This is a genomic window from Zoogloea sp. (assembly GCF_030157465.1).
Taxonomy (GTDB): Bacteria; Pseudomonadota; Gammaproteobacteria; order Burkholderiales; family Rhodocyclaceae; genus Zoogloea.
Genome location: NZ_JAOAUU010000121.1, coordinates 24,190 through 40,898, shown reverse-complemented (window position 1 = coordinate 40,898; position 16,709 = coordinate 24,190). Strand labels below are relative to the sequence as shown.

Genomic DNA, 16,709 nt, shown 5'->3' with positions numbered 1-16,709 from the left:
AAGGCGCCCGCGAGCGGGGGTGGAAACAGCTCGTCTTCCGTTACATACCCGGGCGTCCAGTTTGTGGTTCTGGCAAGGTCGTACCAGTCCATCCGATTGAGTACAGCCATTTATGTCTCCTTTGTGGCGGGATGCGGAAATCCTGCCGCCCCCTTTCGGCAGGGCGATCTGTGTCGCCCGGATCACACGGCGGGCCGATGCTCATCGACAAAACCGTATGGCCGAAAGTTATAAGGAAACGCTGTAGCGGGATATTAGACGAAGGTTTAGACGGGTCTGTTGCGGGGTGTGATTGCCTGGGGAGGCGAGAGACGGCCGGCGTCAGCGTGGCGGGTGCGTCGTCGCCGCTACAGCACCACCTGCGAACCCAGCTCCACGACCCGGTTGGATGGAATCTTGAAGAACGCGGTCGCGCTCCCTGCATTCCGGAACATCACCACAAAAAGCAGCTCGCGCCAGTAAGCCATCTCGGAGCCCAGTTTCGGTATCAATGTTTCCCGGCCGAGGAAGAATGAGGTGTCCATCATGTCAATGTCCAGGCCGGCCTCTGCACACTGTGCCAGCGCTGCCGGAATATCCGGTTCATCCTTGAAGCCATATTGGACGATGACCTGACTGAAGTTCCCGTTTAAACGGTGTACTTCGACCCGGTCAATATCAGGCACAAAAGGCACATCAAATACTTCGACGCTGAGGACGATGACCTGTTCGTGCAATGCCTTGTAATGCTTGAGGCTGTGCAGCATCGCATGAGGCACTAATTTGAGATTCGGGGTTAGAAACACCGCGGTCCCCGAAACCCGCTCGACACCGCTCTCGGTAATGTTCTCGATGAATGGCTTCAATTCCATTGCATCTGTTGCCAGGCGTTCTCCGAGAAGCTCACGTCCGCGCTTCCAGGTCGTCAGCAGAATGAAGATGGCCAGACCGAATACCAGTGGAAACCAGCCACCATCCGGGATTTTCACGGAGTTCGCCAGGAAGAAGCCGAGGTCGATGCAGATGAAGGGCAGGGCACCGAGAATCGCCCGCGCCGGGCTCCAGTCCCAGAGGCGGATGGCCACGGCAATTGCCAGAAAGTTGGTAATCAGCATCGTGCCCGTCACCGCAATGCCGTAGGCCGCTGCCAGCTTTGACGATGAACCGAATTCAATGACCAGGGCAATGATTGCCACCAGCAGCAGCCAATTGATGCCAGGCAGGTAAATTTGACCGATTTCCCTGTCCGAGGTGTGCTCGATTTCCAGTCGCGGCGTGTAGCCCAGCTGAATGGCCTGCTGAGTGATGGAGAAGGCGCCGGAAATGACGGCTTGTGAGGCGATGATGGTGGCGAGCGTGGACAGAATCACCAGGGGGTACAGCGCCCATTCTGGCGCCAGCAGCTAGAACGGGTTTTCCACCGCGCCCGGATTGGCCAGCAGCAGCGCACCCTGCCCGAAATAGTTGATCAGCAAGGCCGGCATGACATAGCCCAGCCAGGCGTATTGAATCGGCTTGGCGCCGAAATGTCCCATGTCGGCATACAGTGCTTCGGCGCCGGTGATGCACAGAACCACCGCCCCCAGGGCAAAGAAGCCGAGCAGCGAATTGCCGGTGAGGAATTGAAAGGCATGCAGCGGATTGATCGCGGCCAGCACGTCGGGGTTGTCGATGATGGAACGTGCCCCGAGCAAGGCCAGAACGGCGAACCACACCACCATGACCGGGCCGAACAGCGCACCGACGCTGGCGGTTCCGCGGCGCTGAAACATGAACAATACGACCAGCACGAACAGTGTGATCGGCAGGATGTAAGGCTTGAAAGCCGGGGTGATGATTTCCAGTCCCTCGACGGCTGACAAGACGGAAATCGCCGGGGTGATGACACCGTCGCCGTAAAAGAGCGCGGCCCCGAACAGACCGAGTGTGACCAGCAGCTTCTGCTGCCAGGTGCCGGGTGTTCCCTTGTGCAGGGCCAGGGTCATCAGGGCGATGATGCCGCCTTCGCCCTTGTTGTCGGCACGCAGGATGAAGGAAACGTACTTCAGCGTCACCACGATGATGAGCGACCAGAAGAAGAGCGACAGGATGCCCAGCACGTTTTCCGGGGTGATCGGCACGGGGTGGTGCGCTCCGCCAAAAACCTCCTTGATGGAATACAGCGGACTGGTTCCGATGTCGCCATAGACAATGCCGAGCGCGGCCAGGGTCAGCGTCGCGAGACGCTTTTTGTCGGGTTCTTGTTGCATGATTTTTCTCTACGGCTGAAAGCGATAGCCGACGCCGGTTTCTGTCAGAAAGTGTTTGGGTTGAGTCGGGTCGTCTTCGAGCTTCTGGCGCAAATGACCGACATAGACCCGCAAGTAATGGCTGCTCTCGATATACGACGGCCCCCAGATTTCCCGGAGCAGATTGCGTTGTGTGAGCACCTTGCCGGGCTGTGCCAGCAAGCACGACAGCAAGCGATATTCGATGGGCGTGAGGTGGACCGGCTCGCCGGCACGGCTCACCATGCGGCGCGACAGGTCGACGACCGTGGTGCCGAATTCAATGACGGGAGAAGCCGTTTCGCCACTGCGGCTGCGCCGCCGCAGGAGCGCACGAACCCTTGCCCGCAATTCACCGACGCTGAATGGCTTGGTCAGATAGTCGTCCGCGCCGGCGTCCAGCGCATCGATCTTGTCGTTTTCCTGGGAGCGGGCAGACAGGATGAGCACCGGGACATCTGACCAGCCGCGCAGGTCACGGATCAGGTCGATGCCGTTTCCATCCGGCAGCCCGAGGTCGAGGATCAGCAAATCCGGTTTGCGCGAACCCGCCTCGATCAGCCCTTGTGCCATGGTTTCCGCCTCGGCGATCTGGCAGCCGTCCTCTTCCAGGGCGGCCCGGACAAAACGTCGAATTTGCTTTTCATCCTCGATGATCAGAACTTTGGCGGGCGTAGTCATGCCGGTTCCTCCTCGACGATTGGCGGATTGCCGACGGGAAGCGTGAAAGTGACGCAGGCACCGCCTTCGGGTCGGTTCTCGGCACGAATGCTGCCGCCATGGGCCTCCACGATGGCCTTGCAGATGGCCAGCCCCAGTCCGGCCCCCGGTTTGCCCGATTCGGTCTGGCCACGGACGAACATATTGAAGAGTTCGTCACGGCGATGCTCCGGGAATCCGGGGCCGCGATCCTTGACCATGACCTCGACGATATTTCCGGCACGTCGGGCCGTCAGCTCAATCGGCGTGTGGGCTGGCGCATATTTGGCGGCGTTCTCCAGCAGGTTGCAAAGCACGCGCTCGACCAACACTGCGTCAAACTCCAGCAGCGGCAAATCGGCAGGCAATTCGACTTTGACCGGGTGCTCAGCCAGGGCATTGCCGAGCAGCTTGATGCCCGCACCAATCACTTCTTCCAGTGGCTGCCACTCGCGGCGCAGCGTCACTTCGCCGGCATTGAGCCGGGCCATATCCAGAAGGTTGCCGACCATGCCCGCCAGCCGTGCCGACTGTTCGTGCAGGGCCTGCGCTGTTTCCAGAGCCGTTGGAACGAGGGGCGGCTTGATAAGGAAAAGCGAGTCGGCCAGCCCGACCATCGCCGTCAGTGGCGTACGCAAGTCATGGGACAGCGCCGACAGGATGGAGCTGCGCAAGCGCTCGGTCAGCATCTTGACCTCGGTGGCTTGGGCAACCTCGACGTAATGCAGCCGCTCCAGTGCAACGCCCGCCAGCGAGGCCACGGCTTCGAGCAGTGCTGTTGTTTCGGGTGAAGGCTCTTCGGGGTTGTCGGCAAAGCGCACGGCCAAAACCCCGCGAATGCGCATCGAGGCGCCGAGCGGCAGATAAAGCGGGGCATAGCCCATGCTGCCGACTTCATCGCTGCGGACCCGTTGTCCGCTCTCCAGTGCAACTTTCGCCAAGTGGCTTTCAATGGGTAGCGAGTTGGCGGCGCTGGCACTCAGCAATACTTGTCGGGTCTCATCCGGCACAAGAATGCAGGACTGGGCGTCGAGCAGTTCTCCGATGAAGGCTTCGGTTATTTCGACAACCTGTTTCTGCGTCAGCGTTCCCGCCAGTTGGCGGGCCAACTGGTACAAGCCCTCGGTGCGCTGCTCACGCTGCTCGGCTTCTTTCGCCTTTTGCCGGAGCGCTGAAGTGAAGTGCGCGGTGGTCAAGCCGGTGACCAGCATCACGGCAAAGGTCACGAGGTACTGAATGTTGCTGACTGCCAGCGAGAAGCGCGGTGCAACAAAGAAAACGTCAAACAGCAGCACACTCAGAATCGAGGCCAGCACTGCAGCACGCCTGCCAAGCTTGACCGCAATGACCAGAACGGTCAGCAGGAAAAGCATCACGATGTTTGCCAGGTCGAGGTGTCCAGCCAAGGGTGTTGCGACGACCGTGGTGCCGATGCAAGCGAGGGCCGTCAGACCAAAACACTTGATGGCCGATGGCTGATTGTTCCTGACCGTGGATTTCATGTCGCGTTTCTTGAGGCGGAATAGCTGCAGCCTATGCTCGCCGGTATAAAAACGCTGTCGATTCTCGTGGGTGTGCCGTAAAAATGTCGTAAAGATTTCTGACGGATCTAACGACCGCTGATGGCCTGTTCAAGGTCTTGTCGCGTTCATTTTTGTCGTGGGCTGCAGTCCCTTAGCGGCAGGGCTCATCTGCATGAGCCCCATGCCCGTTGCAATATCACGCGGCCTCGTCTTCGGTTTCGCGCTCTTCGAGCTGGAGTTTCCACATTTGCGCGTAGGCCGTGCCCTGGGCGAGGAGTTCGGCGTGGCTGCCGCGTTCGATGATGCGGCCCTGGTCGAGCACGATGATCTCGTCGGCGTTCATTACGGTTGAAAGCCGGTGGGCGATGACGAGGGTGGTGCGGCCGCGGGCGGCGGCGTCGAGCTGGGCCTGGATGGCTTTTTCGGTCTTGGAGTCGAGGGCCGAGGTGGCTTCGTCGAAGATCAGGATGTCGGGGTTCTTGAGCAGGGTGCGGGCGATGGCGACGCGCTGCTTTTCGCCGCCGGAGAGCTTGAGGCCACGCTCGCCGACGCGGGTCTGCCAGCCTTCGGGCAGGCGGGCGACGAAGTCTTCGAGCTGGGCGGCGCGGGCGGCGGCTTCGACTTCTTCGCGGCTGGCTTCGGGGCGGCCGTACTGGATGTTGTAGAACAGGGTGTCGTTGAAGAGCACGGTGTCCTGCGGAACGATGCCGATGGCGGCGCGCAGGCTGTCCTGGGTGAGCTGGCGGATGTCCTGGCCGTTGATGCACACGGCGCCGCCTTGCACGTCGTAGAAGCGGAACAGCAGCCGGGCCAGCGTGGATTTGCCGGAGCCGGAGTGCCCGACCACGGCCACGGTCTTGCCGGCCGGAATCGCAAAGTCCACGTCGTGGAGGATTTTGCGGGTCGGCTCGTAGGCAAAGCCCACGTGATCGAAACGCACGTCGGCCGGGCCGCGGGCAAGCGCGCGGGCGCCGGGTGCGTCGGCCACTTCGCGGTGGGTGGCCATCAGGCCGAACATGCGTTCGATGTCGGTGAGCGCCTGGCGGATTTCGCGGTACAGCACGCCGAGGAAGTTGAGCGGAATGTAGAGCTGGATCAGGAAGGCATTGACCAGCACCAGATCGCCGAGGGTCATGCTGCCGTTGGCCACGCCCAGCGCGGCGCGCCACATCATGGCGGTGACGCCCACCGCGATGATGGCGGCCTGGCCGATGTTGAGCAGCGACAGCGACTTCTGGTTCTTGATCTGGGCGGCCGTCCATTTGGCCAGCTCGGTGTCGTAGCGGCGGGCCTCGAAGGCTTCGTTGTTGAAGTATTTAACCGTTTCAAAGTTGATCAGGCTGTCGATGGCGCGGGCGTTGGCGGCGGAATCGAGTTCGTTGGCCTGGCGGCGCAGCGCGGTGCGCCAGTTGGTGACCTTGAAGGTGAAGGTGATGTAGAGGCTCAGCGTGACGACGGTGATGATCGCGAAGCTGGGTTCGTATTTCACCAGCAGGATGCCGAGCACCATGCCGATTTCGATGAAGGTCGGCAGGATCGAATACAGCGTGTAGCTGATCAGGGAACCGATGGAGCGGGTGCCGCGTTCGATGTCGCGGGTGAGGCCGCCGGTCTGGCGTTCAAGGTGAAAGCGCAGCGACAGGGCGTGCAGGTGGCCGAATACCTGGAGCGAAATCTCGCGCACGGATTCCTGGGTGACCCGCGCAAAGATCAGCTCGCGCAGTTCGGTGAACAGCGAGGTGGAAAAACGCAGCGCGCCGTAGGCCACCAGCAGCGCGGCGGGCACCACGATGAAGGCCTGCTCGCGGGAAATGTCGAGGCCATCGACCACCTGCTTGAAGACCAGCGGCACGGCGACGTTGGCAAACTTGGCCGAGAGCAGGCAGCCAAGGGCGAACAGCACGCGCCACTTGTAGGCCCACAGGTAGGGCAGCAGCTTCTTGATGGTCTGCCAGTCGTGGCGTTCGCCGGAGGCGGGAAGCGGCTGGGCGCCGGAGGGAGAGCGTCGCATGGTCGATGAGGGGTATGGGTGAGGGGAGGGGGGATTCAGGTTCGGCGATGGGTGGGGGGCGGGCGCCCTCGACCCTTAGGTCTCACCGCTCACCAGCCTTGCGGCCAGCCCGATGAACAGCACGCCGCACAGGCGGTCCAGCCAGGGGCCAAGGTGGGGGCTGCGGGCCAGCAGGTGGCCGATGCTGCCGGCGGCGAAGGCCATGGTGCTGAAGATCACCACCGTCTGGGCAATGAAGACCAGGCCGAGGACGAGCATCTGCAGCGTCAGGCTGCCCTGGGCCGGATCGGTGAACTGGGGCAGGAAGGCGAGAAAGAACAGGCCGACCTTGGGGTTCAGCGCGTTGGCGACAAAGCCGCGGGCAAGGTCGCGCGGCCACGGCCGGGGCGGCGTGCCGGCGGCCGGGGTGAGCGTGCCGCCGCCTCTCAGGGCCTGGATGCCGAGCCATAGCAGCCAGGCCGCGCCGGCCAGCTTGAAGGCGAAAAAGAGCCCGGGCGAGGCGCGCACCAGCGCGGCAATGCCGAGGGTGGCCCAGGCGATGTGGGTGAGGCAGCCGCTGGCGCAGCCCAGGCCGAAGGCCAGCCCGGCGCGACGTCCGCGCGCGAGGCTCTGGCCGATCACCATCAGGTTGTCGGGGCCGGGCGCGAGGGTGATCAGGACGGAAATGCCGAGAAAGGCGAGAAGGGTGTCGAGGCTGGGCATGGCGCCCGATTCTGGGCGGCGCCGGCGGGGGCGTCAATGCGTGGCTGTGTGTTCAGCTTGCAGCCCCGGCGTCAGGGTGAGCCCGGCGCGCGTGCCGGAGACCTGTCACCGGGGTCTTGCGTGGCGGTTCCGTGGGGGATGTTTTCTGCCCCGGAGCCGCCACGGAGGGCGGTCAGTGGCGATGGTCTTCGCCGGGCTGGCACAGGATGGAAGGATCTGCGGTGGCGGCTTCGCCCATCTTCTGGAGGTTGTCGAGCACCCGCATCGACGCGCGCTCCATGCTGTCCAGATGGGTGAGAAGGGCGTTGGTGTCGTCGTTGGCGTAGGCATCGAGGGCCAGGGCCGCGGCTTTGTGCACTTCGACGTGGGGTGGTTCGATTTCCCGGTAGCCGGAGAGTTTGCTGAAACAGTCGTGGCCTTCGCCCTCGTAGTACCACTTGCCGAGCCGGCAGCTGGTGTGGGTGGCCAGGTCGCCGGACTTGAGGTCGATGAGGTCGAACAGCGCCAGGTAGATGCGGAACTTGAAGACGATATGGTCGATCTTGGCCACTTCGACAAAGCTCTTCATGGCGCTGCCGGCGATGACGCCTTCCATGTTGCCGGAGAGGTCCATCAGGCGCTTCATGTCCTCGGTGGCCAGTTGCCCCCGGTCGCTGAACTGCCCGGCCGAGTGGGCCAGGGTTTCCATGCTGTTGCGGGCGCGGGTCGAATCTTCGCGGATGCGGGTGACCAGGGTGGAGATGTCGCGGGTGGCGGTGGAGGTGCGTTCGGCGAGCTTGCGCACCTCGTCGGCGACCACGGCAAAACCGCGGCCGGCCTCGCCGGCACGGGCGGCTTCGATGGCGGCGTTGAGGGCCAGCAGGTTGGTCTGGTCGGCCACGTCGTGAATCAGCTTGACGATGGCGCTGATCTCGTCGGCCCGCTGGGCGAGGGTTTCCACCTCGTGGGCCGAATCCTGGGATTCGGTGGCGAGGCGGCGCAGGTTTTCGGCGATCTCGGTGGTGGCCTGGCCACTGGCCAGCGACACGTGGGCGGCCTCGATGGCCTTGTCCTTTTCGTTGCGCAGGATGCCGGCCATTTCGGCCAGGCTGCCCTGGGCGTTGGTGAGGGATCCGCCAAAGGCGCTCATGCGCTCGACGATGGCCAGATTTCTTTCGGTGCGGTGTTGGCGCTCGAAATTGCCTTGGTGCAGCATGCTGATTTCGGCCTGCAGCGCCGAGATTTCGGCCTGGAGCGTGGTTTCACGTTCGGTGGCAGCATGGAGGTCCGCTTCGAGTTGCTCGAATTTTTTTTTGTTGATCCACATAAGCTTGCTCGCTCTCGACTGGGGCTGATTGGTGCTCCGGGGGGGGGCGTGCCTGGCTGAGTCGACAGGCAACCTGGGGCTTGTTACAACCTGTTTACGGCATTCGCCTTTGATACTTGTGTCTTTCGCACAGGGGCGATGTGACTTTCTGTTTCTTTTTCAGGGTTTTCGATGTCCATGCAAAATTTTGCCGACCGGCTTCCCGTGCTGCTTCTCGGCCTTGTCGGCGTGGCCCTGGTGGCCTCCGGGGTGGCGCCCTTCGACCGGGCGACCTGGTGGATGGAAGTGGCGCCGGTGATCATCCTTGCCCCGCTGCTGGTGGCCAGCCACCGGCGGTTTCCCCTGACCAGGCTGCTGCAGGTGCTCATTGCGGCGCACGCGCTGGTGCTGATCGTGGGCGGGGCATGGACCTACGCGCGGGTGCCTTTCGGCTTCTGGCTGCAGGATGTCATGGGGTTTGAGCGCAACCCCTACGACCGGATCGGCCACTTCATGCAGGGCTTTGTGCCGGCCCTTGCGGCGCGGGAAATCCTGCTGCGCCGCGCGGTGGTGCGCGGGCGAGGCTGGCTGTTGTTCATCGTCAGCTGCATCTGCCTGGCGATTTCGGCTGTTTATGAACTTGTTGAATGGGGCGCCGCGGTGGCGCTGGGGCAGGGCGCCGAGGCTTTTCTCGGCACTCAGGGCGACCCCTGGGATACCCAGAGCGACATGGCGATGGCGCTCGTCGGCGCGGTTTGTGCCCAGTGGGCGCTGGGCCGCTGGCACGACCGGCAGCTGGCCCGCATCGGCGGCGGCCTGCGCCGGCCGTTTTAGAGCATGTCCGTGAATAGGCCGGCGTCGGCCCGGGGCCGAATCACCGCCACTGCGTTGTTGCGCTTTCTGGCTTGGGCACCACCCAAGCTGCAAAAGCGCGCCTAGCATTGGCGGCGATTCACCTCCCAGGCCTCGGCCTCTTATTCACGGACAAGCTCTTAATGCAGCGTGCGGGGCATGGCCAGCGTGAATTCGGCAATCGGCGCGTCGAAGTGGGTGCCGTCTTCGGTCACCATCTGGTAGCTGCCCTTCATCGTGCCCACCGGGCTGGCGATGGTGCAGCCGCTGGTGTATTCGAACTGCTCGCCCGGTTGCAGCACCGGCTGCTGGCCCACCACGCCGGCGCCCTTCACTTCCTGCACGGCGCCCTCGGCGTCGGTGATGATCCAGTGGCGGCTCATCAGCTGGGCGCTGACGCGGCCGGTGTTGCGGATGGTGATGTGGTAGGCGAACACATAGCGCTCGGCTTCCACGTCGGATTGTTCGGGGATGAATCGGCAAGCCGTCTTGATCTCGATGCTGTCCCGTTCGGGGTGGGTGGTCATTTTTTGTGGCGGATTCGGTTGGGGACGCTTATTGAAGCGGAATCGCCGCCCCGCTGCAACCGCTGCGCGGCGTTGGCGAAGACGGTTTCGGGCGGGTAGACTGCCCGACTTGCCGCGTTTTTCCGTCAGGCTTTTGTCCAGGATTGCCCCATGACCTACCGCATCGCCCCCAGCCTGCTGTCCGCCGATTTTGCGAAGCTTGGCGAGGAAGTCGCCCACGTGATCGCCTCCGGCGCCGACTGGATCCATTTTGACGTGATGGACAACCATTACGTGCCCAACCTCACCATCGGCCCGCTGGTCTGCGAGGCGATCCGCCCCTGCACCACCGCGCCCATCGACGTGCACCTGATGGTCAAGCCGGTCGATCGCATCGTGCCGGACTTTGCCAAGGCCGGCGCCAACATCATCACCTTTCACCCCGAAGGCTCCGAGCACGTCGATCGCACCCTCGGCCTGATCCGCGACAGCGGCTGCCAGGCCGGCCTGGTCTTCAACCCGGCCACGCCCCTCACCTGGATGGATCACGTGATGGACAAGCTCGACGTGGTGCTGCTGATGAGCGTCAACCCCGGCTACGGCGGCCAGTCCTTCATTCCGGGCACCCTCGACAAGCTGCGCGAGGCCCGCGCCAAGATCGACGCCTACGCACAGAAGACCGGGCGCCGGATCCTGCTGGAGGTGGATGGCGGCGTGAAGGTGGACAACATCGCCGAGATTGCCCGCGCCGGGGCCGACACCTTCGTGGCCGGTTCGGCCGTGTTCGGGGCCGGAAAGGATTCCGACCCCCAGCGCTACAACAGCGTGATGGCCAGCCTGCGCAGCGCGCTGGCCGGTGTCTGAGCGCGTTTCAGCCCGGCGCCCGGCGCCGGCTTGAAGGCGGCACACCGAGCGTACGCATGAAGGCCCGGCGCATGCGTTCCGGGTCGGCAAAGCCGAACTCCCGGGCCGCCTCCTGAACCGAGCGGGCGCCGCTTTCCAGCGCCGCGAGCGCCGCCTCCACGCGCAGGCGTTCCACTGCCCGCGCCGGCGTGACGCCCACTTCGGCGGCAAAGCAGCGCGAAAAATTGCGCGGGCTCATGCGCGCCAGCCCGGCCAGCTCATCCACGTCCAGCCTGTCCCGCAGGTGGCTGCGCACGTGGTCGAGCAGCGCGGCAAAACGCCCGCCGGCCGGCTGCAGTTCGGCCATCTCTGAAAACTGGGACTGCCCGCCCGGGCGCCGGTAATACACCACCAGCTGGCGGGCGACCTGCCGCGCCACGGTCTCGCCCAGATCGTCGGCGATCAGGGCCAGCGCCAGGTCGATGCCGGCGCTGATGCCGGCCGAGGTCCACACCTTTCCATCCCGCGTGAAAATCCGGTCGGCGTCCACCTGCACGTCCGGAAAACGGCGTGCGAAATCCTGCGAGCGCCGCCAGTGGGTGGTGGCGCGCCGGCCGTGCAGCAGGCCCGCGGTGGCCAGCAGGTAGGCGCCCGAGCAGACGCTGGCGATCCTCCTTAGCGCCGCGCCGCTGTTGCTCACGAAGCCGACGGTGGTGGCGCATTCGGCGGCCGCGAAGACGCCGTCGCCGCCCGTGACGATCAGCGTGTCATCCCCGGCCCTGTTGCTGAAGGCCGTCGCGGCGAGGCGCGTGCCGCCCGAACTGGCAACCAGGCCGCCGTCCCGGGCGATCAGCTCCAGCAGGTAGGCGTTGGGCACGAAGGCGTTGGCGGCTTCGAAGGCGGCCAGCGGCCCGGCGGCGTCGAGCACCTGGAAGCCGGGATAGACGAGAAGCACGATCCGTCGTGTCATGGCATGAAAAGTGGGTTGTCTGTCATTTACGCCAAGACGGTAGCGGGCGACGATAAGCGTGTCAAAACTTTCCGGGCGTGCAGCCATGAACCGCAATGTTGTCCTGCTGGCACTGAGCCAGGCGCTGGCGATGACTGTCGTCAGCCTGATGTTGTCCGCCTCGGCGCTGGTGAGCGTCGGGCTGCTTGCCGCGCCCGGCTGGGCCACGCTGCCGCTGGCCGTCCAGTATCTGGCGACGATGCTGGCGCTCCATCCGCTGGCCCGGCTCATGGCCCGCCGGGGGCGGCGGCCGGTGTTCGTCGGCGCTGCGCTGGTCGGCGCGGCCGGGCTGGCGCTTGCGGTGGCGGGGCTGCTGCGTGGCAGCTTCGCGGTGTTCGTGCTGTCGGGCCTGTGCGTCGGGGTGCTGGGCGCGGTCAGCCAGTTCTACCGTTTTGCCGCGGCCGAGGCGGTGCCGGCGGAGCAGCGCAGCCAGGCGATTTCGCTGACTCTCGCCGGCGGCGTGCTGGCCGCCTTCCTCGGGCCCTTCATCGTCCGCACGACCCGCGAGCTTGCCGGCACGCCCTTTCTGGCCAGCTTCGCGGTGCTGGTCGGCGTGGCGCTGCTGGCGGCCGGGCTGGGCCTGTTCCTGCGCCTGCCCGTGCCGCCCAGGCCGGAGGCGGGGCGGGCGCCGCGGCCCCTTGGCCAGATCGCGCGCCAGGGCGATTTCCGGCTGGCGGTGGCCGGTGCCGCGGTGGGCTACGCGGCCATGGGCCTGCTGATGACCGCCACACCGCTGGCCATGCTGTGCGTCCGCCACGATTTCGATTCCACCGTGACGGTCATCCAGTGGCATCTCGTGGCGATGTTCGCGCCGTCCTTCGTCACCGGCCTACTGATCGGCCGTTTTGGGGTGCTGCAGGTGATGTCGCTGGGCGGGGCGCTGGTGCTGGCCGGCATCGGTGTTGCGCTGGCGGGCGACGCGATCGCCCATTTCAGCGGCGCGCTGGTGCTGGTGGGCGTCGGCTGGAATTTTCTCTACGTGGGCGCCACGACGCTGCTCACCCAAACCTGCCGCGACGAAGAGAAGCCCGCGGTGCAGGCCTTCAACGACAGCATCGTGTTTCTCTCCGTCACCCTCGCGACCCTGGGCGCCGGGCCTCTGGTGGACAGGCTCGGCTGGGCCACGGTCAACCTGCTTGTCGTGGTGCCGGTGGCGCTGCTGATGGCCGGCCTGCTGCGCGCCCTGTGGCGGCGTCGGGCGGGGCTGGCGCCGGCCGCCTGATCTCCCGTATCCTCCACGCCTCCCCGATGTGTCGAAGCCTCAAGTCTGAAGGAAAGTCATGGTCCAGCAAGCCCATTCAAAAACGATCCGGCCGGTGCGCGCCGTGCTGTTCGATCTTGACGGCACCCTGCTCGATTCCATTCCCGATCTCTCCGAGGCCTGCCACCGCATGATGGTCGAACTCGGCCGGCCGCCGCACGCCATCGACGTGATCCGTACGTTCGTCGGCAAGGGCATGCTCAACCTGGTGCGGCGCTGCCTCGTCGAGAGCGGCTCGGCGGGAGAGGCCGAGGTGGAGGCCGCGGTCGATGCCTTCCGTCGCCATTACGCCGAGGTAAACGGCGCCTCCACGCTGATCTACGACGGCGTGCTGCCGGCCCTGGAAGCGCTGCGCGAGCAGGGCATCCCGATGGCCTGCGTGACCAACAAGCCGGCCGCCTTCACCGGGCCGCTGCTCGAACGCATGGGCCTCGCGGGCTTTTTCAGCGCGACGGTGAGCGGCGACACCCTGGCCGAAAAGAAGCCCCATCCGGCGCCGCTGCTCCACGCCTGCCGCCTGCTGGGGGCGGATGCGGGGGACGCGCTGATGATCGGCGACTCGGCCAACGACGCCGACGCCGCCCGCGCCGCCGGCATGCCGGTGCTGCTCGTCACCTACGGCTACAGCGAAGGCGTGGCGGTGGACAGCATCGAATGCGACGGGCTAATATCCAGCCTCCTGGATGCGCTCCCGCACATCCAGCGCCAATACCGGACATCCATCCCGTCGTGACCCGCAAGTACATGATTGCCCTCGAGGAGTTCCCTGCCGTTCGTATCCCCCGCTCTGGCGGATGCGGCGGCCGGTCATGGCTGCTCGCCTGAGCCGCCCCGAACAGTCACGGGCCCGCCCCGTGATACCCTCGCGAAAAAGCATCATGTCCTTCCGGAGTCTCCATGACAGAAGCCGAATTCAACGCCCTGGCCGACCAGGGCTATAACCGCATTCCGGTTACCGTCGAAACCTTTGCGGATCTCGACACCCCTCTTTCTGTTTACCTGAAACTGGCCAATGTGCCCAACACCTACCTGCTCGAATCCGTGCAGGGCGGCGAGCGTTTCGGGCGCTATTCGATCATCGGCCTGGCCGCCCCGACGCGCATCGAGGTGCGCGGCCGCTCGGTGTTGCTGCTGACCAACGACCGCCTCGTCGAACGTCGCGATTACGGAGATCCGCTCAGCTACGTCGCCGAGTTCATGGACCGCATCAAGGTGCCGCCGCGCGCCCACCTGCCGCGCTTTGCCGGCGGCCTGGTGGGTTGCTTCGGCTACGACACGGTGCGCTACATCGAGCCGCGCCTGGCCAAGACCGAAAAGCCGGACGAACTCGGCACGCCGGACATCCTGCTGCTGCTGTCCGAAGAAATCGCCATCGTCGACAACCTCTCCGGCAAGCTCACGCTGGTCGTCTATGCCGAGCCGGAAGTCCCCAACGCCTACAAGCGCGCCGTCAAGCGGCTCAAGGAACTCCTCGTCCGCCTGCGCGAGCCGGTGCCGGTGCCCGCCGACCAGCGCGCCGCGCCCGCCGAGGCCGTGTCCAGCTTTGGCGAGGAAGCCTTCAAGGCCGCCGTGCAAAAGGCCAAGGATTACATCGTCGAGGGCGACATCATGCAGGTGGTGCTCAGCCAGCGCATGAGCAAGCCCTTCGGCGCCAGCCCGCTGGCGCTGTACCGCTCGATCCGCAGCCTGAACCCCTCGCCGTACATGTTTTATTTCAATTTCGAAGAGTTCCAGGTGGTCGGCGCCTCGCCAGAAATCCTGGTTCGCCTCGAAGACGGCGACGTGACCGTGCGGCCCATCGCCGGCACCCGCAAGCGCGGCGCCACCCACGAAGAAGATCTCGCGCTGGAGCAGGAACTGCTGGCCGACGAAAAGGAGCGCGCCGAGCACACCCAGCTGCTTGATCTGGGCCGCAACGACTGCGGCCGTGTTGCCAAGACCGGCAGCGTGCGCGTGACCGAGCGCTTCACCGTCGAGCGCTATTCCCACGTGATGCACATCGTCTCCAACGTCGAAGGCAAGCTGAAGGACGATCTCAACGCGCTGGCCGTGCTGCGCGCCACCTTCCCGGCCGGCACCGTGTCCGGCGCGCCCAAGCTGCGGGCGATGGAAATCATCGACGAACTCGAACCCACCAAGCGCGGCATCTATGCCGGTTCGGTGGGCTACATCGGCTTTCATGGCGACATGGATCTCGCCATCGCGATCCGCACCGCGGTGGTCAAGGACGGCAAGATTCACGTCCAGGCCGGCGCCGGCATCGTTGCCGATTCCGACCCGCAATCCGAATGGCAGGAAACCCAGAGCAAGGCCCGCGCGATGCTGCGCGCCGCCGAGATCGCCGAAGCCGGACTCGACACGCGGCTGTGACAGCCATGAAAAAGGCCGCCCGGAGGCGGCCTTGCACGGGCTTGCCGAACGCGCGCGCGTTAAAACGCGACGCCGACCTTGGCCTGGACCAGCCAGTTGTCCGCACCGGCCTGGCCGGTGGCGACGGTCTTGTTCACCGTGTCCTGCCAGCGGGCGCCGAGGCCCAGGTTGAGCTGGCCGATCCGGTAGTCGAGATCGGCGCCAACCTGCCAGGCGAACATGTCCACGTTGCGGCTGCCGCCGTCGGCCTTCACCCAGCCGATGCCGGGGCCGACGCCGAGGGTCAGATCCTTGGCGATCGGCGTGGTCCAGCGGGGGTTGAGTTCGACGGTGGTCAGGTCAAGGCCGCCCTTGTCGAACTTGGTGACCGACAGCTTGGTGCGGATCACGCCGGTGGGCGTCTGCAGAAGGCCGCAGTTCATGGCCAGTTCGAGGCCCCAGGCGTCGCCGCTCTTGACGTGTTGTGGGTCCATCACGCCGCCGGTAACGGAGGCCACGAAGGCCGGGGCGTAGCCCTTTTCGGTGACGGGCAGAAATTTCCAGTCGCCGGCCAGGGCCGGAGCGGCGGCGGCAGTCAGGGCAGCGGCGGCAAGCAGGATGCGGGCGGTTTTCATGATGTGTCCTCGTTGTTATATGGAAAGCGGGCGAATGATTCCACAGCCGGCGGCCGCCTGTCGGTAACCATGGTTACAAAGTTTTGCCGGCCTTTGCGTGCCTTGCGGCGCCCGGCCGAGTTCAATACAAATTATGCAATTGCGTCCGCCGCCCCGGGCCTGACCCGCGAGGCCGGCCGCATTTCCGGAAAGGATTTCCAGCCATGCTGCTGATGATCGACAACTACGACAGCTTCACTTACAACCTCGTCCAGTATTTTGGCGAGCTTGGCGCTGAAGTGAAGGTGTTCCGCAACGACGAAATCACCGTCGAACAGATCGCCAATCTCAAGCCCGACCAGATCGTCGTTTCGCCGGGGCCGTGTTCACCCGCCGAGGCCGGCATTTCGGTGGCGGCCATCCAGGCCTTCGCCGGCAAGATTCCGCTGCTAGGCGTGTGCCTTGGCCACCAGAGCATCGGCGCGGCCTTCGGCGGCAGGATCGTGCACGCCAAGAAGCTGATGCACGGCAAGGTGTCGCCGGTGCATCACCTCGACAGCGGGGTCTTCAAGGGGCTGCCCAACCCGCTCACCTGCACGCGCTACCACTCGCTGGCCATCGAGCGCGAAAGCCTGCCCGACTGTCTTGAAGTGACGGCCTGGACCGATGACGGCGAAATCATGGGCGTGCGCCATAAGACCCTCGCGGTGGAAGGCGTCCAGTTTCATCCGGAATCCATCCTGACCGAGCGCGGCCACGACCTGCTGCGCAACTTCCTCGAACAATCCAAGAACGCCTGACCGGAGCCC

14 protein-coding genes and 1 pseudogene are annotated in these 16,709 nt (G+C 64.8%); 6 read left to right on the top strand and 9 right to left on the bottom strand.

What is annotated here, in order from left to right; all coding sequences use genetic code 11:
* Window positions 1-347 precede the first annotated feature (347 nt).
* The 6 genes and pseudogenes from Q1W26_RS14515 to Q1W26_RS14490 all read right to left on the bottom strand — a co-directional run bounded on the left by Q1W26_RS14515 (window position 348) and on the right by Q1W26_RS14490 (window position 8,487).
* Window positions 348-2,228, bottom strand: a pseudogene (locus Q1W26_RS14515) (potassium transporter Kup).
* A 9-nt stretch (window positions 2,229-2,237) separates the two neighbouring features.
* Complete coding sequence (kdpE, locus tag Q1W26_RS14510; protein WP_300441593.1) at window positions 2,238-2,927, bottom strand: two-component system response regulator KdpE; 690 nt, start codon at window positions 2,925-2,927, stop codon at window positions 2,238-2,240.
* The gene (locus Q1W26_RS14505) at window positions 2,924-4,447 is read right to left on the bottom strand and encodes a DUF4118 domain-containing protein (RefSeq protein ID WP_300441590.1); all 1,524 of its coding nucleotides are present in this window, start codon (window positions 4,445-4,447) and stop codon (window positions 2,924-2,926) included. The genes kdpE and Q1W26_RS14505 overlap by 4 nt, the downstream gene beginning before the upstream one ends.
* Before the next feature lie 217 nt (window positions 4,448-4,664).
* Window positions 4,665-6,479, bottom strand: coding sequence for an ABC transporter ATP-binding protein/permease (locus tag Q1W26_RS14500; RefSeq protein ID WP_300441587.1), 1,815 nt, complete (start codon window positions 6,477-6,479; stop codon window positions 4,665-4,667).
* A gap of 75 nt (window positions 6,480-6,554) precedes the next feature.
* Window positions 6,555-7,181 carry a LysE family translocator gene (locus Q1W26_RS14495; protein WP_300441585.1) on the bottom strand — a complete coding sequence of 209 codons (627 nt, stop codon included), beginning with the start codon at window positions 7,179-7,181 and terminating at the stop codon, window positions 6,555-6,557.
* Window positions 7,182-7,353: 172 nt separating this feature from the next.
* On the bottom strand, window positions 7,354-8,487 hold the full coding sequence (locus Q1W26_RS14490; protein ID WP_300441582.1) for a methyl-accepting chemotaxis protein: 1,134 nt from the start codon (window positions 8,485-8,487) through the stop codon (window positions 7,354-7,356).
* Between the two features lie 171 nt (window positions 8,488-8,658).
* Between Q1W26_RS14490 and Q1W26_RS14485 the strand changes: the two genes are divergently transcribed.
* Window positions 8,659-9,300 (top strand): DUF2238 domain-containing protein, encoded by a 642-nt coding sequence (locus Q1W26_RS14485; RefSeq protein ID WP_300441579.1) that lies wholly within the window; start codon window positions 8,659-8,661, stop codon window positions 9,298-9,300.
* 158 nt (window positions 9,301-9,458) lie between these two features.
* Here the strand turns inward: Q1W26_RS14485 and apaG are convergent, their stop codons facing one another.
* Window positions 9,459-9,845 carry a Co2+/Mg2+ efflux protein ApaG gene (gene apaG / locus Q1W26_RS14480; RefSeq protein WP_300441577.1) on the bottom strand — a complete coding sequence of 129 codons (387 nt, stop codon included), beginning with the start codon at window positions 9,843-9,845 and terminating at the stop codon, window positions 9,459-9,461.
* A gap of 150 nt (window positions 9,846-9,995) precedes the next feature.
* Here apaG and rpe point away from each other — a divergent pair, with 150 nt between their 5' ends.
* A complete protein-coding gene (rpe, locus tag Q1W26_RS14475) occupies window positions 9,996-10,688 on the top strand; it encodes a ribulose-phosphate 3-epimerase (RefSeq protein WP_300441575.1) in 693 nt (230 codons plus the stop codon).
* A 7-nt stretch (window positions 10,689-10,695) separates the two neighbouring features.
* Here the strand turns inward: rpe and Q1W26_RS14470 are convergent, their stop codons facing one another.
* Window positions 10,696-11,637 (bottom strand): GlxA family transcriptional regulator, encoded by a 942-nt coding sequence (locus tag Q1W26_RS14470; protein WP_300441573.1) that lies wholly within the window; start codon window positions 11,635-11,637, stop codon window positions 10,696-10,698.
* Between the two features lie 85 nt (window positions 11,638-11,722).
* Between Q1W26_RS14470 and Q1W26_RS14465 the strand changes: the two genes are divergently transcribed.
* From Q1W26_RS14465 to trpE, 3 genes are all read left to right on the top strand, one after another.
* Window positions 11,723-12,898, top strand: coding sequence for an MFS transporter (locus tag Q1W26_RS14465; RefSeq protein ID WP_300441570.1), 1,176 nt, complete (start codon window positions 11,723-11,725; stop codon window positions 12,896-12,898).
* Window positions 12,899-12,956: 58 nt separating this feature from the next.
* Window positions 12,957-13,670 (top strand): phosphoglycolate phosphatase, encoded by a 714-nt coding sequence (locus Q1W26_RS14460; protein WP_300441568.1) that lies wholly within the window; start codon window positions 12,957-12,959, stop codon window positions 13,668-13,670.
* A 164-nt stretch (window positions 13,671-13,834) separates the two neighbouring features.
* Window positions 13,835-15,307, top strand: coding sequence for an anthranilate synthase component I (gene trpE / locus Q1W26_RS14455; RefSeq protein WP_300441565.1), 1,473 nt, complete (start codon window positions 13,835-13,837; stop codon window positions 15,305-15,307).
* A gap of 59 nt (window positions 15,308-15,366) precedes the next feature.
* Here the strand turns inward: trpE and Q1W26_RS14450 are convergent, their stop codons facing one another.
* Complete coding sequence (locus Q1W26_RS14450; RefSeq protein ID WP_300441562.1) at window positions 15,367-15,921, bottom strand: outer membrane beta-barrel protein; 555 nt, start codon at window positions 15,919-15,921, stop codon at window positions 15,367-15,369.
* A gap of 203 nt (window positions 15,922-16,124) precedes the next feature.
* On the opposite strand from Q1W26_RS14450, the gene Q1W26_RS14445 reads away from it, so the two are divergent.
* The gene (locus Q1W26_RS14445; RefSeq protein WP_300441559.1) at window positions 16,125-16,700 is read left to right on the top strand and encodes an aminodeoxychorismate/anthranilate synthase component II; all 576 of its coding nucleotides are present in this window, start codon (window positions 16,125-16,127) and stop codon (window positions 16,698-16,700) included.
* Window positions 16,701-16,709 lie beyond the last annotated feature (9 nt).

What these genes read in the sequence shown, in the direction of transcription:
- kdpE (WP_300441593.1), bottom strand. Translation starts at nt 2,927, where the DNA reads ATGACTACGCCCGCCAAAGTTCTGATCATCGAGGATGAAAAGCAAATT.
- Q1W26_RS14505 (WP_300441590.1), bottom strand. Translation starts at nt 4,447, where the DNA reads ATGAAATCCACGGTCAGGAACAATCAGCCATCGGCCATCAAGTGTTTT.
- Q1W26_RS14500 (WP_300441587.1), bottom strand. Translation starts at nt 6,479, where the DNA reads ATGCGACGCTCTCCCTCCGGCGCCCAGCCGCTTCCCGCCTCCGGCGAA.
- Q1W26_RS14495 (WP_300441585.1), bottom strand. Translation starts at nt 7,181, where the DNA reads ATGCCCAGCCTCGACACCCTTCTCGCCTTTCTCGGCATTTCCGTCCTG.
- Q1W26_RS14490 (WP_300441582.1), bottom strand. Translation starts at nt 8,487, where the DNA reads ATGTGGATCAACAAAAAAAAATTCGAGCAACTCGAAGCGGACCTCCAT.
- Q1W26_RS14485 (WP_300441579.1), top strand. Translation starts at nt 8,659, where the DNA reads ATGTCCATGCAAAATTTTGCCGACCGGCTTCCCGTGCTGCTTCTCGGC.
- apaG (WP_300441577.1), bottom strand. Translation starts at nt 9,845, where the DNA reads ATGACCACCCACCCCGAACGGGACAGCATCGAGATCAAGACGGCTTGC.
- rpe (WP_300441575.1), top strand. Translation starts at nt 9,996, where the DNA reads ATGACCTACCGCATCGCCCCCAGCCTGCTGTCCGCCGATTTTGCGAAG.
- Q1W26_RS14470 (WP_300441573.1), bottom strand. Translation starts at nt 11,637, where the DNA reads ATGACACGACGGATCGTGCTTCTCGTCTATCCCGGCTTCCAGGTGCTC.
- Q1W26_RS14465 (WP_300441570.1), top strand. Translation starts at nt 11,723, where the DNA reads ATGAACCGCAATGTTGTCCTGCTGGCACTGAGCCAGGCGCTGGCGATG.
- Q1W26_RS14460 (WP_300441568.1), top strand. Translation starts at nt 12,957, where the DNA reads ATGGTCCAGCAAGCCCATTCAAAAACGATCCGGCCGGTGCGCGCCGTG.
- trpE (WP_300441565.1), top strand. Translation starts at nt 13,835, where the DNA reads ATGACAGAAGCCGAATTCAACGCCCTGGCCGACCAGGGCTATAACCGC.
- Q1W26_RS14450 (WP_300441562.1), bottom strand. Translation starts at nt 15,921, where the DNA reads ATGAAAACCGCCCGCATCCTGCTTGCCGCCGCTGCCCTGACTGCCGCC.
- Q1W26_RS14445 (WP_300441559.1), top strand. Translation starts at nt 16,125, where the DNA reads ATGCTGCTGATGATCGACAACTACGACAGCTTCACTTACAACCTCGTC.